Source organism: Mycobacterium sp. 852002-40037_SCH5390672 (genome assembly GCF_001665875.1).
GTDB lineage: Bacteria > Actinomycetota > Actinomycetes > Mycobacteriales > Mycobacteriaceae > Mycobacterium.
In genome coordinates this window covers 70,620-90,156 of sequence record NZ_LZTA01000001.1, presented here as the reverse complement: position 1 = coordinate 90,156, position 19,537 = coordinate 70,620, and the positions used below count along the sequence as shown (strand labels likewise).

The following is a 19,537-nucleotide window of genomic DNA, read 5'->3' as shown; positions in this document are numbered from 1 at the left end:
GGCTAAGTCCTTCGACGTTCCGCCGAGCCCAGCCGTTGAGAATCCACCGCGGCGAGCACGTCGTCGGCCAGCACACCGCCGATCACCTTGCCGCTGTCGTCGACGGCGACACCGATCCCCGACGGCGACGACAGCGCCGCGTCCAGCGCTTGGCTCAGATTTCCCCGCGGCCGAAACAACGATCCAACCCCGCTCATGCTGTCGGACAACGACACACCGTCGCGATGCCGACGCACACCCTCGCCGTCGATCCAGCCGATCGGTACCCCGGCGGCGTCGACCACAACCGCCCAGCCGGCGGAAAGCTCGGCCTGTGCAAGCTTGTCGGTCACGATCTGATCGACATCGTGCAACGGCAGACCGGCCGCATCGATGAGTTGCAGCCATCGGTAGCCACGGCCGAGTCCGATGAACCTCGACACGAATTCGTTGGCCGGCCGCGACAGCAGCCGGGCGGGCTCGTCGTACTGCTGCAATGAACCACTTTTGAACACCGCCACCCGTTCGCCGAGCCGGAGCGCCTCATCGATGTCGTGCGTGACGAAGACGATCGTTTTATGCAATTCGCCTTGCAGGCGCAAGATTTCGTTTTGCAATTCGTGGCGGACCACTGGATCGACGGCGGAGAACGGCTCATCCATCAACAGGATGGGTGGATCGGCGGCCAGCGCGCGGGCCACGCCGACGCGTTGTTGCTCACCCCCGGAGAGCTGCGCGGGGTAGCGGGTCGCGAGTTTGGCGTCCAGCCCGACCCGTTCGAGCACCTCATATGCGGCTTTGCGGGCGGCCCGGCGGGGTTGGCCGCGCAATACCGGAACCGTTGCCACATTGTCGATTACCCGCTGGTGGGGCATCAGACCGGCATGCTGGATGACGTATCCGATTCCGAGGCGCAGTTTCACCGGGTGGTGGGTGGAAACGTCGACACCGTCGATCGTGATGGTGCCCGAGGTGGGCTCGATCATCCGGTTGATCATGCGCAGTGCCGTGGTCTTGCCGCTGCCGGATGACCCGACGAACACCGTCAGCTTCGCGTCGGGGACGTTCAGGCTGAGCTGGTTGACCGCGGTGGTTCCGTCGGCGAAGGCTTTGCTGACTTTGTCGAAGATGATCAAGTCATCCTCCGATCGGATGGTTGAAGCCGTTGTCCCGTACCCAATTTCGCGCCGCGTCGTCGGGGTCGATGCCCGAGTTTCCCGACACCGCGGAGTTGAGTCCGGCGACACCGGAGGTGGTCAGCTTCGCCGACACCGCATCCAGCACATCCTTGAGGCGGTCAGACTTCTTCTGTGAATTGACCAGTGGGACAATGTTTCCGGCTACGAAATTGTGTGCGGGATCATCGAGGACCACCAGGCGGTTCTGCGGTATAGCGGGAGACGTGGTGAAAACGTTGGCGGCATTCACCCTTCCCTCAACCAAGGCGCGCACGGTAACCGCACCTCCGCCGTCGTCGATGGCGACGAAGTTGCCCGGCTTGATGTCGAGCCCATACTTCTGGCGCAACCCCGGCAGCCCGGCCGGCCGGGTCGCAAACGCCGAGGGCGCCCCGAATCGCACGTCCGCCGAATGCGCGGCCAAATCGGCGATTGTCTTCAGGTTCCACGAGTTCGCCGTTTGTCCGGTCACGCTGACCGTATCGGTGTCGGTGGCCGGTGCGGGCGCCAGAATTGACAGGTCACCGGGCAGGCGCTGGTGGAGCTCCAGCTCGACCGCATCGAGCGTGGTGGCTTTGGACTGCGGCGCAAAATACAGCAACAGATTGCCGATGTACTCCGGCACCAGATCGATGGAATGGTCCTTGAGCGCAGGAATATACGTCTCCCGGCTGCCGATGCCCATTCGCTTGCCGACTTCGAAACCGTTGGTCTGCAAGGCTTGTGCGTATATCTCGGCGATGATCTGCGATTCCGGGAAGTCGCCGGAGCCGATAACAATGGAATTGGGGCTCCGAACCTGCGCTCCCAGTGGATCAGAATTGCTGCACGCCGCAACAACGCACATCGTCATCAGCAATGCTGCCGCGTGCATGATCCTGCTTTGCAGGCGCGGCAGTACCGTCATACCGCCGACCCTAACGCCCGAACCCCGCGGACGCTGTCCCGTGCGGATTGGTTGCCACGAATCGGTTTCATTCTGCGTCGGATAGGGCAAAGATGGCAGTATGAGCAGCCACAATCCTGCCTCGCCCGGGCAGCCGCCCCCCAAGCCCGGCCCTGCGGCCAAGACCGGCGCACCCGCCAAAGAACCGGCTATCGGGTTCACCCGCGCCGGCGCGCTGTGGTCTTCCCTGATCGCCGGCTTTGTGATCCTGATCCTGTTGCTGATCTTCATCACCCAGAACACGACACCGACGGACTTTCAGTTCTTGGGATGGCACTGGAGCCAGCCCAAGGGAGTTGCGATCTTGCTGGCGGCCGTGGTCGGCGGACTGATCACGGTGGCGGTCGGCACCGCACGGATCTTGCAGCTGCGCCGCGCGGCCAAAAGGCAGCACGCGGCCGCCACGCGTTAGCCGGGCAGCTTGGCCAATTCGGCCAGACCGCGAGAAATCAGCGGCGCCACGACCTCGGGTGCGTGGTCGGAGTCCGCGCCGCGGGCCTGATCCGACATCCGCCGGCGGAAGTCGATGCCCGCGGCGATGATGGCGAGCTTGAAGTAGGCCAGCGCCATGTAGAACTCCCAATGTGCCAGCGGTATACCGGCCACTAGCGAATACCGGTCGGCGAGTTCGTCAGCCGTCGGCAACAGCGGCGACGTCCACGCGGCCTGCGCATTGACGATCAAATCCAGGGCGGGGTCGCGGTACACGCACATCAGTGCCGCGTCGGACAACGGATCCCCCAGCGTGGAGAGCTCCCAGTCCACGACGGCACGAACCTTCGTCGGGTCGTCGGCGTCCAGGATCGTGTTATCGATCCGGTAGTCACCGTGCACGATCGACACGCGGCTCTGCTGCGGAATCGCCTCGCCCAGACCGGAATGCAGTCGTTCCACATCGGCATCGCGCCGATCATCGGGCAACCGCACCAGCGACCATTGCGAGCCCCATCGCCGCACCTGACGTTCCAGATAACCGCTGGGCTTACCGAAATCGGCCAGGCCGACGGCCTGGGGATCGACGTTGTGTAGGTCGACAAGCACCCGGATCAACGAGTCGACGCAGCCCCCGATGACGGTGTGACTCAACGATTCGAGTTGAGCGCGACGACGCACCACCTGCCCGGCGACGAACTCGACGATCTGGAAGGGAGCGCCCAGCACCGAATCGTCCTCGCACAGTCCGATCGTGCGCGCCACCGGAACCGGTGTGTCCTGCAGCGCTGCGACCACGCGGTACTCGCGGGCCATGTCGTGCGCCGACGGGGTCAGCCCATGCAGCGGCGGGCGCCGCACCAGCCAACTGGTGCTGTCGTCGTAGAGGCGGAACGTCAGATTTGACCGCCCACCGGATATGAAGTCCGCACGTAACTCGCCGTCGCGCCCGATCCCGAGTGAACGCAGGTAGGAGTCCAGCGAAGCCAGGTCGAGCCCCTCGAGTTGGTCAGCTGAAGTCACCGAACTTGTCTACCATCGTCGGCCTTGACCCGGTGCACCACCTGCGATTTGCCGGCCCGCTCAGGCCGTGTCACGGCCCGCATCGTCATCGAGCAACCGTTGATTTCGCGGCAACAGGTCCCAGACGTGTTCAGTCGTATTGACGGCTGCCACCGTCGCTTGACCGGACCGGGAGAACAACAGCCGAGTCACCGACGCGTAGTCGACGGGAAAGGACAGCAGGCGGGCGGTACCGAGTATTTGGTGCAGGAGGACGTTGATGACGCCGCCATGGCTGAACACCGCGACCGTGTCTTCGGGGTCGCCGGCGGCGACGAGGTCGTCGACCGCGGCGCTCACCCGGGCACGAAAAGCGTCCTCGTCAACCGCGCTGGGTAGATGCCCCTGCGCCAGGCGCGCCCATTCTTCGGGCATCTCCGCACGGATCTGCTCGACGGGGATGTACACCGGAAGGTCGCGGTCGTACTCGGCGAACCGGTCGTCGATCTCGACGGTCAGCCCGCGATCCGCGGCGACCGGTTCGGCGGTTTGGATGGCCCGGCGCTGCGGGCTGCTCACCACCCGCGAGATGGGAAACCTGGCGAGCGCCTTGGGTAGTCGCTCGATCTGGGCCAACCCTTCCTGCGACAGGTCCGGATCGGAACCTTGGCCGTGTTCGCTGCGCAGCGGCAGCGCGTGCCGGACCAGAAGCACTTGCATATGTCTTCCTGCCTTGTCGAGCGGTTGTGCCGGTCCGAAGTCTCTCATCGACCCCTGGCTGTCGTTCAAGGCGTGCACAATGACATCGCTGACATCGCTGACATCGCTGACATCGCAGTGGGCAACACGATCGTCGAGGAGGACGGATGACCGAGCCGGACAGGGATTGGGACGCCGCCTACCGACAAGCGACCCCGCCCCCATGGAGCATCGGGCGGCCCCAACCGGAGCTGGCACTTCTGATCGATCAAGGATCGATTCGCAGCGACGTGCTGGACTCCGGCTGTGGCCATGCCGCGCTCTCACTCACCCTCGCGGCGCTCGGCTACACCGTCGTCGGGCTGGACGCCAGCGCGACCGCGATTCAGGCGGCCACCGCCGCGGCCGCCGAGCAAGGACTCACCACGGCGACGTTCGCGCAGGCCGACGTCACCAGCTTCGGGGGCTATGACGGCCGCTTCTCCACGATTGTGGACAGCGGCCTGTTCCACGCGCTGCCGCCGGACCGACGCCAGGATTACGTCCAATCCATTTTCCGGGCGGCCGCGCCGGGAGCCGCGCTGTACATCCTGGCCTTCGCCGCCGGGGCGCTGGACAGCGCCCATTCCGAGCGGCCGGGCCCGCCCGGCTTCACCGAGACCGAGTTGCACGATGCCGTCGCGACGCTGTGGCGCGTCGATGACCTTCGCGCGGCGAAGGTGTACGGCACCGACGACACCGCCGGGTCTTCGGACGGCCCGCTGGCGCACCTCGAGCACGACAACGACGGCCACTTCATGGCGCCCGGGTTCCTGTTGAGCGCGCACAAGCCGGACTGAGCCGCAGTTGCGGTGGTGAGCTCGGAGAATGCTATTCTCCGTACGGAGATTTTGGCGTGCAGCGATGGTTGGACGGTGACTCACGTGGGTGAATCGGGACTCGACGCGGGCGTGCTCGCCCGCTGGTTGGATACAAATGACGCACCGGGTGGCGGCGAAGAGCCGCGGCTGACCCAGCTGAAGGGCGGTTCGCAGAACACCCTCTATCTGATCGAGCGTGGCGGCCACCGCATGGTGTTGCGGATGCCCGGTGCCCGGGCCGACGCCGCCCGCATCGATGGGCTGCTGCGGGAGATCCGCCTGGTACGGGCACTGTCCGGTACCGATGTCCCGCACGCGGCGCTGATCGCGGCCGACGACACCGGCACCGTGCTCGGTCTGCCGTTCTACGTCATGCAGGCCATTGATGGGTGGAGCCCGATGGACGGCGGGTGGCCATCGCCGTTCGACACCGACTTGCAGGCCCGGCGCGGTCTGGCCTTCCAATTGGTCGACGGCGCGGCCAAGCTGGGCCGAGTGGATTGGCGCAAACAAGGACTCGACGGGTTCGGCCGCCCCGACGGATTCCACGAGCGGCAGGTCGATCGCTGGCTGGCGTTTCTGGACGCCTACAAGGTCCGCGAGCTGCCGGGTCTGGACGAGGCGTCCGACTGGCTGCGCCGCAACCGTCCGGCGCATTACCGGGCGGGCATCATGCACGGCGACTATCAATTCGCCAACGTGATGTTCGCGCACGGCAAGCCGGCACGTCTGGCCGCGATCGTGGACTGGGAGATGACCACGGTCGGCGACCCGCTGCTCGACCTGGCGTGGTGCCTGCTGGGCTACGACGGTGAAAAGCCGCGCGAGGACGGGTTTTATCTCGACATGCGCGGCATGCCCACCCGCAGCGAGCTGCTGGAGCACTACGAAACCATCAGCGGGTTGTCCACCGAAAACATCGACTATTACCTGGTGCTGGCCAACTGGAAGCTGGGGATCGTGCTGGAGAAGACGTACGCGGCCGGGGTGAGGAGCGGGCCCCAAAAAGGAGGAGTTGACCCGAAGATCACCGACGCGTTCGGTCCGATGATTCTGCAGCTCATCGCCACCGCAGCCGAACTCGCTCGATCGCTACCGACCACGGCGTCCTGAAATGGGTTATGCCGATCAGCTTTTCGACCTCGCCGGCCGGGTCATCCTGATCACCGGCGGCAGCCGCGGACTGGGGCGCGAAATGGCGTTCGGCGCGGCGCGCTGCGGTGCGGACGTGGTGATCGCCAGCCGCAACATGGACAACTGCGTCTCCACCGCCAAGGAGGTCGAGGCCGAGACCGGCCGTTCCGCCATGCCTTATCAGGTGCACGTTGGCCGCTGGGATCAGCTCGATGGACTGGTCGAGGCCACCTACGAGCGATTCGGCAAAGTCGACACGCTGATCAACAACGCGGGCATGTCCCCGTTGTACGACAAGCTCACCGACGTGACCGAGAAGCTGTTCGACGCCGTGATGAACCTGAATCTCAAGGGCCCATTCCGGCTGTCGGCGTTGGTGGGTGAGCGCATGGTGGCTGCCGGGCGAGGCTCGATCATCAACGTGAGTACGGCCGGATCACTGCGACCGACGCCCGACATCATCCCCTACGCCGCGTCCAAGGCCGGGCTCAACGCCATGACCGAAGCGTTGGCGAAAGCATTCGGTCCGGCGGTGCGGGTCAACACGCTGATGGCCGGACCGTTTCTCACCGACGTGAGCAAGGCCTGGAATCTTGACGCGGCACAACAGAATCCGTTCAAGCATCTTTCGCTGCAGCGCGCGGGAGACCCGCGTGAAATCGTCGGCGCGGCACTGTTCTTGGCGTCCGATGCGTCCAGTTTCACCACCGGCTCGATTTTGCGGGCCGACGGTGGAATTCCCTGACGTGGCGATCGCAGGCGCGGCCGTGGGGGCACCAATGAGAGGAGTGTTCGAATGTCCTGGGACTTTTCAACCGAGCCGGAGTTCGAGGAAAAGCTCGAGTGGATCCGCGCGTTCGTCCGCGACGAGGTGGAACCGCTGGAGGTGCTGTTTCCAGGCTGCGAGTTCCTGCCGCTGAACGACGAGCGCCGGCGCATTGTCGATCCGCTCAAACAGCGGGTTCGCGACAAAGGTTTGTGGGCACCGAATCTGGGGCCGGAGCTGGGCGGCCAGGGATTCGGTGCGGTCAAGCTGACCTTGATCAACGAGATCCTGGGCCGGAGTCCGTGGGCGCCGATCGTGTTCGGCACGCAAGCCCCTGACACGGGCAACGCCGAGATCATCGCCCGCTTCGGAACCCAAGAACAGAAGGACCGCTATCTGGCGGGGTTGCTGTCCGGGGAGATCTTCTCGTGCTTTTCGATGACCGAGCCGCAGGGCGGTGCGGATCCACGGGTCTTCACCACCCGAGCGGTCCGCGACGGCGACGACTGGGTCATCACGGGGCGAAAGTATTTCTCCTCCAACGCTTCCGTCGCCTCCTTCTTCATCGTCGTCGCCATCACCGATCCCGACGTGCCGGTCCATACCGGCGCATCGACCTTCCTGATTCCGGCCGGCACCGCGGGTCTGGTCCTGGAAGCCAACCACCACTTGGTCGGCGCGGACCCGCACGAGCCGGGGCATTCCCTGGTGCACTACAACGACGTGCGTGTGCCGTCCGACGCCCTGCTCGGCGAGCCCGGCCAGGGCTTTTTGATATTGCAGACCCGGCTGGCCGGTGGGCGGCTGCATCACGCGATGCGCTCCATCGGGATGGCGCAACGCGCCGTCGAGATGATGTCGCGGCGGGCGAAAAGCCGCTTCACCCAGGGCAGTTTGCTGGCCGACAAGCAACTGGTCCAGGAGTTCGTCGCCGACTCGTACACCGAGTTGATCCCGTTCCGGCTGACCGTGCTGCACGCCGCGTGGCTGATCGACAACGGCGACGAGCGCGCCGCCCGCGCGGAGATCGCCGCCTGCAAGATCCTGGCATCGCAGGTACTGAAATCGATTGCGCTGAGGGCGATCCAGGTACACGGGGCACTGGGACTGACCGATCAGCTGCCACTGGTCAACGTCCTGCTGGGCGGAATCGCCCTGGGCCTAGCCGACGGGCCCACCGAGGCGCACAAGGTCAACCTGGCGCGGATGCTGCTCAAGGGCTACGAGGCCGAGGAAGGTGACTGGCCCAGCGAGATGCTCGACGTGCGGCGCGCGGCCGCGCGCGCCAAATACGGTGAGCTCGTTGACCTCTAACCGAGTCGCCGCCGCGGTCGAGCGGGCACTGGACGACCGCCAGCGGGAGGCCACTGAGGAGGTGGAACGCATCCTGTCCGCCGCCGTGCGCGTCATGGAACGCGTCGCGCCCGAACCACCCCGGGTCAGCGATATCGTCGCCGAGGCGGGTTCGTCGAACAAGGCGTTCTACCGTTATTTCGCAGGCAAGGACGATCTGATCCTGGCCGTCATGGAACGCGGGGTGGCCATCGTGGTGTCCTACCTCGAGCACCAGATGGCCAAGGAATCCCGCCCGCGCGAAAAGGTCATGCGGTGGATCGAGGGCACGCTGGCGCAAGTGGCCGACCCGCACCTGATCAGCATGACCCGAGCCGCGGCCGGCCAGATGTCGGCCGGGACCAATTGGCGCGCAGCAGACCAGGAGATGATGCGGCCGCTTCGCGAGCTTCTCGTTGAACCCGTTGCGGCGCTGGGTAGTACCGACGTCGAACGCGATGTCGAGGCGGTGTTCAGCTGCACCGCCGCAACTATGCGCCGCTATGTGGGCTCGGCCGAGGAGCCCGCACCCGACGACATCGCACACGTGGTGCGGTTCTGTTTACGTGGACTGGGAGCAAGTTGATGCGCGCGGTGATCTGTCGTTCCTATGGCACTCCGGAGGACCTGGTGATCGACGACGTGCCCGATCCCGTCGCGGCTCCGGGCCAACTGCTGGTGCGGGTCCGCGCCGCCGCCGTCAACTTCCCCGACGTACTGTTCATCGCCGGCAAGTACCAGGTGAAAATTCCACCGCCATTCATACCAGGCAACGAGATCGCCGGTGAGGTCATCGCCGCCGGTGCAGGCGCGGCGTTCAGTCCCGGACAGCGGGTATCCGGAACCACCTTCGGGGCATTCGCCGAGCAAGCACTGCTCGACGCGAGTCAGGCCGAGCTCATGCCCGACGACGCCGACTTCGCCTCGGCTGCGGCATTCGGCGTGACCTACCGCACCGCCTATCACGCGCTGCGCTCGACCGCCGCTGTCACACAGGGGGATTGGGTAATCGTGCTCGGCGCCGCGGGCGGGGTGGGACTGGCCGCGGTCGACCTGGCAGTCGCGATGGACGCTCGAGTGCTGGCCGCAGCCTCGAGCCCGGAGAAGCTCGAGCTGTGCCGTAAGCGCGGCGCCGAGGCGACCGTCGACTACGACCGGGAGGACCTGAAAACGCGGATCCGTGAGCTCACCGGTGACAGTGCCCGCGTGGTCCTGGACCCGGTGGGCGGATCGTATTCGGAGCCGGCACTGCGCGGGCTCGCGCGTGGCGGAACCTTCGTCACGCTGGGCTACGCCGCCGGCGCGATCCCGGCGATTCCGCTAAACCTCATTTTGCTCAAGGACATCTGCGTGCGGGGCATGGAGATCCGCACCTTCATGACCGACCGGCCCGACGACGCCGTGCGTGACCTGAAGGAGTTGGCGCAGATGTTCGCCACCGGCACGGTGCGGCCGTATATCGGCGCGCGATTTCCGCTGTCCGAGACCGCCGCGGCTCTACGGCATGTGGCCGACCGCAAGGTACTGGGCAAGGTGGTCATCGACGTCGCGTGACGCGGCCCGGTCCTCACGGCGTGACGATGTTGAAATTCGGGTCTGGTCCGTCGAGCACACTGAGCAGGCCCTGCAGCGCGCTCTGATCACCGGAGAGCTCCAGGCCGGGCGAAGTGAAATCACCCATCGCCACGGCGAGGAGCCGAATTTTGTTGGCCAGCTTGGCCGTAACGGTCGCCGTCGAGGGATCGGCGGCCGCCTTGCGGCGAACGAGTACCCCGTTGCGCAGGGTAAGGCGATAGTTGACCGCAGTATCTTCGAAGGTGATGTCGATGGCGATGTCCAGATCCCAGCTGCGCGGTCCGTTGACCCGGATCGCCAGGCCATCGAAGATCTGCTCCGGCGTCAGTTGGGCAAGCATCGACTGTGACGTCGTGGTCGTCGCGGTGCCGAAGTTGCCGTCGCGCAATTCCGTTGCGCCGCTCAAGAAGAAGTTGCGCCAGGTTGCGTTCTCGGCCCCGTAGGCTAGCTGCTCGAGGGTGTCCGCGTACAGCGCACGGGCACCCGCATGCTCGCTGTCGGTAAAGATCGCATGGTCTAACAGTGTCGCGGCCCAACGGAAGTCCCCGGACTCGAAGGCCTCCCTGGCGAGGTCGACGACCCGGTCGAGTCCACCCATCGCCTCGACATACCGGGGCGCCAGCGCTTCGGGTGGATGGGGCCACAGCCGGCCCGGGTTGCCGTCGAACCAGCCCATGTAGCGCTGGTAGATCGCCTTGACGTTGTGGCTCACCGATCCGTAGTAGCCGTGCGTATGCCAGGCCCGCTCCAGAGCTGGTGGCATCTTGAACATTTCGGCTATCTCGACGCCGGTGTGGCCCTGGTTGAGCAATCGCAGCGTCTGGTCGTGCAAATACGCGTACATGTCGCGCTGCAACGACAAAAACTCGACGATGCTGTCCCGCCCCCAGGTGGGCCAATGGTGTGAAGCGAACACGACGTCGGCGCGATCAGCAAATGTGTCAATCGCTTCGGTGAGATAACCGGACCAGGCGTGCGGGTCCCGCACCAGCGCACCGCGCAGGGTCAGCAGATTGTGCAGATTGTGCGTCGCATTCTCGGCCATACATAAAGCGCGGAAACGCGGAAAATAGAAATGCATTTCGGCGGGCGCCTCGGTGCCGGGCGCCATTTGAAATTCGATCTGCACGCCGTCGATCGTGTGTGTTTCACCTGTGGTGCGGATGTCGACGGTGGGCACGATGACGGCGACCTCGCCGGTTGACGTCGCCTGCCCAAGTCCGCAGCCAACCTGATCCAGGGGACCCCGCGGCAGCCGGGAGCCGTACATGTAGGTCGCCCGCCGCGTCATTGCCGGTCCGGCGTAGACGTTTTCCTGCACCGCATGTTCGATGAAACCTTCCGGTGCCAGTACGGCCACCGCGCCGGCGTCCACGTCGGCCTGCGAGGCGACCCCCAGTACGCCACCGAAATGGTCAGCGTGGCTGTGGGTGTAGATCACCGCCACGACGCGCCGCTCGCCACCTCGATGCCCGCGATACAGCGCCAACGCCGCCGCGGCCACCTCGGTGGAGATCAACGGATCGATGACGATGATGCCGGTGTCGGTTTCGACGAAGGTGATGTTGGAGATGTCGAGGCCCCGAACCTGATAGATGCCGGGCACCACTTCGTAGAGGCCTTGCTTGGCGGCGAGCGTCGACTGGCGCCAGAGGCTGGGGTGAACCGACGGCGGCGCGGCGCCGCCGAGGAAGGAGTAGGCGTCGTTGTCCCAGACGACGCGGCCGTCGGCCGCCTTGATGACGCACGGAGAAAGGCCCGCGATGAATCCACGATCGGCATTGTCGAAATCCGCCGTGTCATCCAACGGCAACACATGGTCGCGATGGGCGGACTCGATGATCGCGGTGGGGGGTGTGTGTTGCACCGCTAATACATTGCCATCGATGCGCCTCCCAGCGTCCGGAAAGAATTTCGTCGAACCTGCCATGTGCGCCTGGGCAAACACGCATACTGCCGTGACGGCCCTCAATGCTGAGAGCCGCAAAATTCGGGCAAAGGAGAACAGGTGAAGCGTGGACTGACTGTCGCGGCAGCTGGAGCGGCAATTCTGGTCGCCGGTATATCGGGCTGTTCGAGCAACAAGTCGAATGGCATTTCGACCTCGGTGCCGGGAGGCTCCGTGTCGGCCGGCGGCAACAACTCGTCGAAGGTCATCATCGACGGCAAGGACCAGAACGTCCAGGGCACCACTATCTGCACCAAGGCCGGCGGCAACATCTCGATTGCGGTCGGTGGCAACACCACCGGGATCAGTGTCGTGCTCGCCGACGCCAACCCGCCCACGGTGAAGGCGGTCCAGCTCGGCAACGTCAACGGCGTGACCCTGCAGTACGCGCAGGGCGGTCAGGGCAATGCCTCGGCGGCCAAGGACGGCAACACCTACAAAGTCACCGGTACGGCCGGCGGCGTCGACATGGCGAACCCGATGCAGCAGGTGAGCAAGCCGTTCGAGATCGACGCGACGTGCTCGTAGCCCGGTGACGAGCGCGACGAGCTAGGAATTGGACGCGGGCGGTTGCCATCCGTTGGGTGGTAACCGCACCGTGAACTCGGTCCGGCCCGGTGCACTGTCCACCACGATCGTCCCGTTGTGCGCCTTGACGACCGCGGAGACGATCGCCAGCCCCAGCCCGGTGCTACCGCCCTTGCGAGAACGCGAAGAGTCGCCGCGCGCGAACCGTTCGAAAACCTCGGATTGCAGCCCCGCTGGGATGCCGGGTCCGTCGTCGATGACCTGAAGCACGGTGTGCGACCGCTCGGTGCTCAACCGCGTCGTCACGACGGTGCCCGCCCCGGTGTGGACGCGGGCGTTGGCAAGCAGATTGGTCAGCACCTGGTGTAGCCGCGCCGCGTCCCCGGTGACCACCACGGGTTCTTCGGGCAGGTCGAGTTCCCATTGATGGTCGGGTCCGGCAACGTGAGCGTCGTTGACCGCATCCACCGCCAACCGCGACAGATCCACCGGTTCGCGTTCCAGCGGCCGGCCGGAGTCCAGCCGCGCCAGCAGCAGTAGGTCCTCGACCAAGCGCGTCATTCGCTGCGTCTCCGACGCCACCCGGCTCATCGCCTGCGCCACCGCCTCGCGATCGTCGCCCATCCGTTGGGTCAGTTCGGTGTAGCCCCGGATCGCCGCAAGGGGTGTGCGCAGTTCGTGACTGGCGTCGGCGACGAACTGGCGAACCCGCGTCTCGCTGGCCTGCCGCGCCGACAGCGCGGCAGCGATGTGGTCCAGCATCTGGTTGAGGGCGGCGCCGAGTTGCCCCACCTCGGTCGACGGGTTCGCGTCGGATTCGTGCACGCGCACGGGTAGTTCGACCTCGCCGCGCGCCAGCGGCAAGCTGGCCACCTTGCTCGCGGTTTGCGCGACGCGGCGCAACGGCGCCAGCGCCCGCCTGATGATGATCACACCGGCCGTCGTCGCGGCAACTAGCGCGATGACCGTGACAATCCCGAAAATGACCAGCATCCGCATCAGGGTGGCGTCGATGTTGACCATGGACAGACCGGTAACGATGACGTCGCCGCCGTTTCGGCTCGGCGCCGCGACCACCCGGTAGCGCCCGAGCCCGTCGAGGTCCAGCGTCACCGGCTTGCGGCTGCCGGCGATTCCGGACAGCTGCAGCTGGGCGGTCGGGCTCAGCTCGGCCCGATCACCGCTGCTCGTCGTGTAACCGGCGTCCACCGTGTTCCCGTGGCTGACCACCGCGGCCACCATGCCCGCGGGCTGGCCCGGGGCGTCCAGGAATCGCGGACCGGGGCCCGGCCTTGGATAGACGTGCTGATGCCGCCAGCCCGAATGCGGAGGCTCGGGGTACATGAGCGCCGAGCGGTAGGAGGTTCCGGCGAGTTGCCCATCCAGCTGGGCCACCAGGTGGTGAAGCAGCGCCAGTTCGGTCGCCGCGGTGATGCCGACGCAGACGATTGCCAAAACGACGATCTGTCCGACCAGCAGCCGCAGTCGAAGGGACCAGACCCTCCGCGTGTCAGCGGGCCGGCTTGAGGACATAACCTGCGCCGCGCAGCGTGTGGATCATCGGTTCTCGGCCGTTGTCGATCTTTTTGCGCAGGTAGGAAATGTAGAGCTCGACGATGTTGGATCGGCCGCCGAAGTCGTAACTCCATACCCGGTCCAGGATTTGGGCTTTGCTCAGCACCCGCTTGGAGTTGCGCATCATGAATCGCAGCAGTTCAAACTCGGTGGATGTCAACGAGATTGGCTCGCCCGCCCGGGTGACCTCGTGGCTGTCCTCGTCGAGTACCAAGTCGCCGACCACCAGCTGTGCGCCGCTGTCCACCGTCGTCACCCCGGTGCGCCGCAACAGGGCTCGCAGGCGCAGCACGACCTCTTCGATGCTGAACGGTTTGGTGACATAGTCGTCGCCACCGGCCGTCAGACCGGCGATGCGGTCTTCGACGGCGTCCTTGGCGGTCAGCAGCAGCACGGGCAGTTGCGGGTTCTCTTCGCGCAGTTTGTGCAAGACGTCGAGCCCGCTCATGTCGGGCAGCATCACGTCAAGAACAACCACGTCGGGCCGCTGGGAGCGGGCTGCCGCGATGGCCGATGCCCCGTCTCCTGCGGTGGAGATGTTCCAGCCCTCATATCGCAGCGCCATCGACACCATGTCGGCCAGGACGGACTCGTCGTCTACCACCAAAACGTTTATGGGGTTGCCGTCCGCACGGCACATGACAACCCGCTCTACCGAGGCTCGGGGCTGCGTCACAAGTTCCAGTATCCCCGCTGGGGGCTAAGCCCAGGCTATGCCCGACCTATGCGTGTCCTGTGAAACAAATCGCGCGACTGCTGAGCAGTCGCGCGATCCGTTGTCGGTCGAAGCGGTGTTAATACCAGTAGCGCCGGCCGGCTACCGGACGCCCGACCGAGCCCAGAATCCACAGGATCGCGCCGATCACCAACAGCACGATGCCTAGCGTGGTCAGGACGGGTACGTGGAAGAAATACCCCAGGACAAGCAGGACAATTCCTAAGATAACCATGTCTACTTCCTTTGAGTGAGCGGTTACAGGTTGATCGATTGCATTGAACTTGGTTGCGGCAGACGACAATCCGTGACTTTCGGATTGACACCGAAGTAATTCAAGGGTCCTGCGATCACGGTCACCGCAACCGTGCCCGCCGAGGCGCATGATGTGTTGTCGTTTTTGAAGTAATCGCGCTGCCACGCCGCGAAGACTCCGATCAGCAACCACACCAACGCAACCGTTCCGATGATCCCGCTGCCACGCATCGTGACCTCCATTGTGGACGAGAAGAAGTTTTCTCGTGGACCAGAAGGTACCCATTCGACTTATGTCTAAACATGCAATGGGTTATGCGGCAGTGCTTATCGGCCACAGCCAGCAGCGTCAGAGGTGGTCGGCGAGCCAGGTCGCGGCACGCTTCTTCGACGCACGGGACAACCAGGCGTCCTGAATCAACTCAGCTAATTCGGTCCTGCTGATTTCAGCCAGCCGACTGGCCCGCACCAAGACCGACGGGTGTCCGTCGAAATGATCCGTGGTGAAGAAGGGTGAAACGGGATCGGAAATCAACGCCAATTTGTCACTCTCCGATTCCACCCAAAGCATGATCACGTCGGCATAGCGCTCGCCGGTGTCCGGATCGGTCGCGTCGGGCCGGGGCGTGCGGAAGAAGACGAACGACTTCCCGCCCACCTGGTAAATGGCATTGCCCTTGGGACCCTCCAGGCGCTGGACGTGCGGCATCGCAGCGGCGATCTCATGCACGTCGCTCAGCCGGGCGCGTCGGGCAGCCATAACGGCGAGGGTACCGACTGCCCGGACCAGCTCATCACCGCGGCGGGAAATGTTGGGGTAAGGGAACTTTGAGGTCTGAACGCGATCCGCGACGGGCGGGGCGATCAGTCCGCTCGCCGTTGCGCGGACACGTAGAGGGTGGGCGGCATCGAGTCCTCCGCACCCTGCGGAACGCTGCGGTCATACCGCGCCATCAACTCCGCGAACGACGCCGTCGTGACATCCCAGCCACGCTCACGCAGCCAGCCGTCCACCGGAGTGCGCTCCTCCGGGTACCAGAGTTCGTCGAAGTCCGTGATCTCCGCGTTGACCAATTCGGCGGCTGCGGCCCGCATCCGTCGCATGTCGTCGCGCTGGCGCTGCACCCGGCCGGGATCGGTGAAACCCGCGTCGGGCACGTTGGACGCCAGCCAACTGCCCTCGGCACTCAGCGAATTGATCCGTTCGAACAGTAAGTCCTGGGCCTGCGCAGGCAGATAGCGAACCAGGCCTTCAGCCGACCAGACCGCCGGTTTAGAGGCGTCAAATCCTGCCTCCTGCAGCGCTTTCGGCCAATCCTGACGCAGATCGATCGGAACGTTGACCAGTCGCGCCTTCGGGGCCGCGCCGTGCTCACGCAGCGTGTTCGATTTGAATTCCAACACCTTGGGCTGGTCGAGCTCGTAGACGACGGTGCCGTCGGGCCACGGGAGCCGCCAGCTGCGTGCGTCCAGGCCGGCCGCCAGAATCACCACCTGCCGAACACCGTCGTCGGCCGCGCCGAGGAAGAACTCGTCGAAGAACGCCGTCCGGGTGGCCATGAAGTCGACCATCAGCCGTAGCCGATCCCGCAGGTCCGGCTCGATGTCGCCAGCCCTGGCCAGCAACGCCGGATCGGCGTAGATGCTCCACATCCCCTCGCCCGCGGCGTCGACGAACACGCGCGCGAAAGGATCATTGATCAGCGGGTTCTCGCTTTCGGTCTCGGCCGCGCGAGCTGCCGCGACACCCAGCGCGGTGGCGCCCACGCTTTGAGTGATCTCCCAGGAATCGTTGTCGGTCCGCGGCATCGCCATTTCCTTCCAGAAAGTAAGTTATGCACACTATTCTTCCAGCCGCCGCCGGCCGGTGCCCACCGTCGCCCCTGCCCTAGTCTTTTTCCCAGACGGTCCACAGGTTGCAAGGGAGTTCGGCATGATTCGAGCGCACACCGTCCGACACACGCCGCACCCGAAGGGCTGAGGAGTGGACTACGTGGATCTGGATGCCGTGGCGGACTGGATGTCCGGGCAGGGACTCGGCGAGGGGCCGCTAGAGGACGTTTCCACGGTCACCGGTGGAACCCAGAACGTCATGCTGCGGTTCACCAGGTCCGGTCGGGCCTATGTGCTGCGGCGCGGGCCACGACACTTGCGGCCGCGCAGCAACAGCGTCATCTTGCGGGAGACGAAAGTCCTTGCCGCACTGGCCGGTACCGATGTACCTCATCCACACTTGATCGCCGCCTGTGAGGACCCCGGTGTGCTGGGCGACGCCGTCTTCTACTTGATGGACCCGGTCGACGGATTCAACGCGGGCGAGGGCCTGCCGCCGCTGCACGCCGGCGATGCCGAGGTGCGCCACGGCATGGGCCTGTCGATGGCCGACGCGCTGGCCAAGCTGGGTGCCGTCGACCACGTCGCGGTGGGTCTCGCCGACTTCGGTAAGCCGGCGGGCTTTTTGGAACGCCAGGTGCCGCGCTGGCTTTCGGAGCTGGAGTCCTACAACGAGTACGACGGCTACCCCGGGCCCGACATCCCGGGCATCGAGGAAGTGTCCACCTGGCTGGACCGCCACCGGCCGGCCAATTGGACGCCAGGCATCATGCACGGCGATTACCACGCAGCCAACGTGATGTTCTCCCGCACGGGACCCGACGTGGTCGCGATCGTCGACTGGGAGATGTGCACGATCGGCGATCCCCTGCTGGATCTGGGCTGGCTGCTGGCCACCTGGCGCCAGCCCGACGGCTCCAGTGTGTTCAGCCACGCCCTGGGCGGGCAGGACGGATTGGCCAGCACCGACGAACTCTTCGAGCGCTACGCCGCCAACACCACTCGCGACCTGTCCCACATCACCTGGTACACCGTGCTGGCCTGCTTCAAGCTCGGGATCGTGATCGAGGGAACGCTGGCACGCGCCTGCGCCGGGAAGGCGGAGAAGGAGGTCGGCGACCAATTGCACGCGGCCACGGTGCATCTGTTCGAGCGGGCGCTGGGCCTCATCTCTCACAAGGGCTGACCTACTAACATCTTCACTCGTGCCGCCTTATCCCGAGGAACCGGATTTCTACTCCGAGCCGACCGCGGCCGCGCGGTACGGCGGGTATAACGAGCCCGCGCCCGAGCGGTACGGCGGGTATAACGAGCCCGCGCCCGAACCACCGGAGCCCGGAACGCCGTGGTACCGCCGTCCCGCGGCGCTGGTCGCGGCCGGCGCCTTGGGGGTGATCCTGCTGGCTGCGCTGGTGTTCGCGGTGGTCAAGCTCGCGAGCGGGTCGCCGGCGCCGAGCCCGACAACGACGACGACTCCCGTCCCGTCCACCACCGCGCCGGTGACCACCACGACGCGGGCGCCGCGGCACCACGGCGGAGGCGGCGGAGGCGGCGGAGCGCCGACCGAGACGGTGACCGAGACGGCCCCGCCGCCGAGCACCGACACGGGCACGACCACAGAGCCACCGAGCACGGTCACCGTTTCACCGAGCACCGAAACCAGCACCGTCACGCAGACCGTGACCGAACCGCCCCGCCGGGGGCCGTTTCAGCCCTTCCAGCCACGCCCCTAGCGCGGCGACGTGCACGCGAGCGGCGGCCTGGTCCGTCCGGCATCTGCGGCGGATGCGCCTGCGTGCCTTGCCATTTACCGCCCGTACGTCGAGCACACGGTCATCAGTTGGGAGATCGAAGTCCCGACGCTAGCTGAGATGGCCGCGCGCATCGCCGCGGCGCAGCTGAACCACGAATGGCTTGTGCTGCAACGCAATCGCCAAGTGATCGGCTTCGCCTACGCGCACGCGTTGAATCGCCTTGCCACATACCGATGGTCGGCCGAGATCGGGATCTACCTCGACGCCGGCCATCGCCGTACCGGCGGGGGGCGAGCGCTTTACACGGAGCTGTTGCGCAGGCTGACCGAGCGGGGCTACCGGCAGGCGTTCGCCGGGATCACCCAACCCAACGAGGCCAGCAACGGATTCCACCGCTCTTTCGGGTTCACCGATGCCGGGCTGTACCGGCGCGTCGAGTGGAAACACGGCAGCTGGCACGACGTTGCGTGGATGCAGCTCGAGTTGCCGGGCGTTGCCGACCCGGATGAAGCGCCCGGCCCGATCGTCGGGCCAAGCGGAATGGGCGAGGCGGGGGCTTAGCCGCCGCCGGCGCCACCGCCCAGGAAACCGCCACCGGCGCCGCCACCAACGAAACCGCCGCCGGCGCCACCGCCGATTAGCGCAATGCTGTTTGTCATGGCGGGAAAGTATCGCCGATAAGCCGAGCCCACAAGTAACTGGGTCTTAACGATTCAAATCATTTTGGGGGTCGAACCCTGAGGCTGATGAGCGCGCCCGAAGGGATTCGAACCCCTAACCTTCTGATCCGTAGTCAGATGCTCTATCCGTTGAGCTACGGGCGCCTGTTCTTCAGTTGTCGTTCCGTGTTCCCGCTAAAGGATCCTGCGGAGGCGAGAGGATTTGAACCTCCGGTCCCCTTTGAGGGGGACAACTCATTAGCAGTGAGCCCCATTCGGCCGCTCTGGCACGCCTCCCTTGGACTTTCTGAGGGTACCGACCCCTTTCCGGTCTCGCGGAACCGGCCATACTGTACACAGTTGGGAC

General features: G+C 65.4%; 22 protein-coding genes and 2 tRNA genes. 11 read left to right on the top strand and 13 right to left on the bottom strand.

The annotated features are described in order from the left end of the window. Nucleotides 1-2: 2 nt before the first annotated feature. Both A5782_RS00405 and A5782_RS00400 read right to left on the bottom strand, forming a co-directional pair. A complete protein-coding gene (locus A5782_RS00405) occupies nt 3-1,115 on the bottom strand; it encodes an ABC transporter ATP-binding protein (protein ID WP_067093551.1) in 1,113 nt (370 codons plus the stop codon). A 1-nt stretch (nt 1,116) separates the two neighbouring features. After that, nucleotides 1,117-2,064, bottom strand: coding sequence for an ABC transporter substrate-binding protein (locus A5782_RS00400; RefSeq protein WP_067093549.1), 948 nt, complete (start codon nt 2,062-2,064; stop codon nt 1,117-1,119). 100 nt (nt 2,065-2,164) lie between these two features. Between A5782_RS00400 and A5782_RS00395 the strand changes: the two genes are divergently transcribed. Then, complete coding sequence (locus A5782_RS00395; RefSeq protein ID WP_067093548.1) at nt 2,165-2,515, top strand: lipopolysaccharide assembly LapA domain-containing protein; 351 nt, start codon at nt 2,165-2,167, stop codon at nt 2,513-2,515. Here the strand turns inward: A5782_RS00395 and A5782_RS00390 are convergent. Together A5782_RS00390 and A5782_RS00385 are read right to left on the bottom strand one after the other, a co-directional pair. Continuing rightward, nucleotides 2,512-3,558 carry a phosphotransferase family protein gene (locus A5782_RS00390; RefSeq protein WP_067093546.1) on the bottom strand — a complete coding sequence of 349 codons (1,047 nt, stop codon included), beginning with the start codon at nt 3,556-3,558 and terminating at the stop codon, nt 2,512-2,514. The two genes, A5782_RS00395 and A5782_RS00390, sit on opposite strands and share 4 nt — an antisense overlap. A gap of 60 nt (nt 3,559-3,618) precedes the next feature. Continuing rightward, entirely contained in the window at nt 3,619-4,257 is a 639-nt protein-coding gene (locus A5782_RS00385) for a histidine phosphatase family protein (RefSeq protein WP_067093544.1), read from the bottom strand. A gap of 146 nt (nt 4,258-4,403) precedes the next feature. On the opposite strand from A5782_RS00385, the gene A5782_RS00380 reads away from it, so the two are divergent. The 6 genes from A5782_RS00380 to A5782_RS00355 all read left to right on the top strand — a co-directional run bounded on the left by A5782_RS00380 (nt 4,404) and on the right by A5782_RS00355 (nt 9,882). After that, on the top strand, nt 4,404-5,075 hold the full coding sequence (locus A5782_RS00380) for a class I SAM-dependent methyltransferase (RefSeq protein ID WP_067093543.1): 672 nt from the start codon (nt 4,404-4,406) through the stop codon (nt 5,073-5,075). Nucleotides 5,076-5,150: 75 nt separating this feature from the next. After that, on the top strand, nt 5,151-6,209 hold the full coding sequence (locus A5782_RS00375; RefSeq protein ID WP_067093541.1) for a phosphotransferase family protein: 1,059 nt from the start codon (nt 5,151-5,153) through the stop codon (nt 6,207-6,209). A gap of 1 nt (nt 6,210) precedes the next feature. Then, a complete protein-coding gene (locus A5782_RS00370; protein WP_067093539.1) occupies nt 6,211-6,975 on the top strand; it encodes an SDR family NAD(P)-dependent oxidoreductase in 765 nt (254 codons plus the stop codon). A gap of 51 nt (nt 6,976-7,026) precedes the next feature. Then, on the top strand, nt 7,027-8,310 hold the full coding sequence (locus A5782_RS00365; protein ID WP_067093537.1) for an acyl-CoA dehydrogenase family protein: 1,284 nt from the start codon (nt 7,027-7,029) through the stop codon (nt 8,308-8,310). Further along, nucleotides 8,291-8,914 (top strand): TetR/AcrR family transcriptional regulator, encoded by a 624-nt coding sequence (locus A5782_RS00360; protein WP_067093536.1) that lies wholly within the window; start codon nt 8,291-8,293, stop codon nt 8,912-8,914. Before A5782_RS00365 ends, A5782_RS00360 begins: the two co-directional genes overlap by 20 nt. Then, entirely contained in the window at nt 8,914-9,882 is a 969-nt protein-coding gene (locus A5782_RS00355) for an NADPH:quinone oxidoreductase family protein (protein WP_067093534.1), read from the top strand. Before A5782_RS00360 ends, A5782_RS00355 begins: the two co-directional genes overlap by 1 nt. A 13-nt stretch (nt 9,883-9,895) precedes the next feature. Here the strand turns inward: A5782_RS00355 and A5782_RS00350 are convergent, their stop codons facing one another. Next, entirely contained in the window at nt 9,896-11,770 is a 1,875-nt protein-coding gene (locus tag A5782_RS00350) for an alkyl/aryl-sulfatase (RefSeq protein ID WP_067093532.1), read from the bottom strand. A 141-nt stretch (nt 11,771-11,911) separates the two neighbouring features. On the opposite strand from A5782_RS00350, the gene A5782_RS00345 reads away from it, so the two are divergent. Then, nucleotides 11,912-12,379 carry a lipoprotein LpqH gene (locus A5782_RS00345; RefSeq protein WP_067093531.1) on the top strand — a complete coding sequence of 156 codons (468 nt, stop codon included), beginning with the start codon at nt 11,912-11,914 and terminating at the stop codon, nt 12,377-12,379. Between the two features lie 21 nt (nt 12,380-12,400). Here A5782_RS00345 and A5782_RS00340 read toward each other — a convergent pair whose 3' ends face one another. The 6 genes from A5782_RS00340 to A5782_RS00320 form a co-directional block, all read right to left on the bottom strand. Continuing rightward, nucleotides 12,401-13,912, bottom strand: coding sequence for a cell wall metabolism sensor histidine kinase WalK (locus A5782_RS00340; protein WP_067093529.1), 1,512 nt, complete (start codon nt 13,910-13,912; stop codon nt 12,401-12,403). Continuing rightward, a complete protein-coding gene (gene tcrX / locus A5782_RS00335; RefSeq protein WP_066992789.1) occupies nt 13,890-14,594 on the bottom strand; it encodes a two-component system response regulator TcrX in 705 nt (234 codons plus the stop codon). Before tcrX ends, A5782_RS00340 begins: the two co-directional genes overlap by 23 nt. 154 nt (nt 14,595-14,748) lie before the next feature. After that, nucleotides 14,749-14,904 carry a DUF6131 family protein gene (locus A5782_RS25915; RefSeq protein ID WP_156623734.1) on the bottom strand — a complete coding sequence of 52 codons (156 nt, stop codon included), beginning with the start codon at nt 14,902-14,904 and terminating at the stop codon, nt 14,749-14,751. Nucleotides 14,905-14,927: 23 nt separating this feature from the next. Further along, a complete protein-coding gene (locus A5782_RS00330; RefSeq protein WP_067093527.1) occupies nt 14,928-15,167 on the bottom strand; it encodes a hypothetical protein in 240 nt (79 codons plus the stop codon). 106 nt (nt 15,168-15,273) lie between these two features. Further along, nucleotides 15,274-15,684, bottom strand: coding sequence for an MmcQ/YjbR family DNA-binding protein (locus A5782_RS00325; protein WP_067093526.1), 411 nt, complete (start codon nt 15,682-15,684; stop codon nt 15,274-15,276). 104 nt (nt 15,685-15,788) lie between these two features. Further along, nucleotides 15,789-16,733, bottom strand: a complete 945-nt coding sequence (locus A5782_RS00320) for a class I SAM-dependent methyltransferase (protein WP_067093827.1) — start codon at nt 16,731-16,733, stop codon at nt 15,789-15,791. Nucleotides 16,734-16,944: 211 nt separating this feature from the next. On the opposite strand from A5782_RS00320, the gene A5782_RS00315 reads away from it, so the two are divergent. Genes A5782_RS00315 through A5782_RS00305 form a run of 3 tightly spaced genes read left to right on the top strand, consistent with a single transcriptional unit; the run spans nt 16,945 to nt 19,072 of the window. Next, nucleotides 16,945-17,943 (top strand): phosphotransferase family protein, encoded by a 999-nt coding sequence (locus A5782_RS00315; RefSeq protein ID WP_067093825.1) that lies wholly within the window; start codon nt 16,945-16,947, stop codon nt 17,941-17,943. Between the two features lie 19 nt (nt 17,944-17,962). Beyond that, nucleotides 17,963-18,490, top strand: coding sequence for a hypothetical protein (locus tag A5782_RS27135; protein ID WP_082942718.1), 528 nt, complete (start codon nt 17,963-17,965; stop codon nt 18,488-18,490). A 9-nt stretch (nt 18,491-18,499) separates the two neighbouring features. Continuing rightward, the gene (locus tag A5782_RS00305) at nt 18,500-19,072 is read left to right on the top strand and encodes a GNAT family N-acetyltransferase (protein WP_231986554.1); all 573 of its coding nucleotides are present in this window, start codon (nt 18,500-18,502) and stop codon (nt 19,070-19,072) included. A 190-nt stretch (nt 19,073-19,262) separates the two neighbouring features. Here A5782_RS00305 and A5782_RS00300 read toward each other — a convergent pair. Next, nucleotides 19,263-19,335, bottom strand: a tRNA-Arg gene (locus tag A5782_RS00300). A gap of 43 nt (nt 19,336-19,378) precedes the next feature. Next, nucleotides 19,379-19,467, bottom strand: a tRNA-Ser gene (locus A5782_RS00295). Nucleotides 19,468-19,537: the final 70 nt, after the last annotated feature.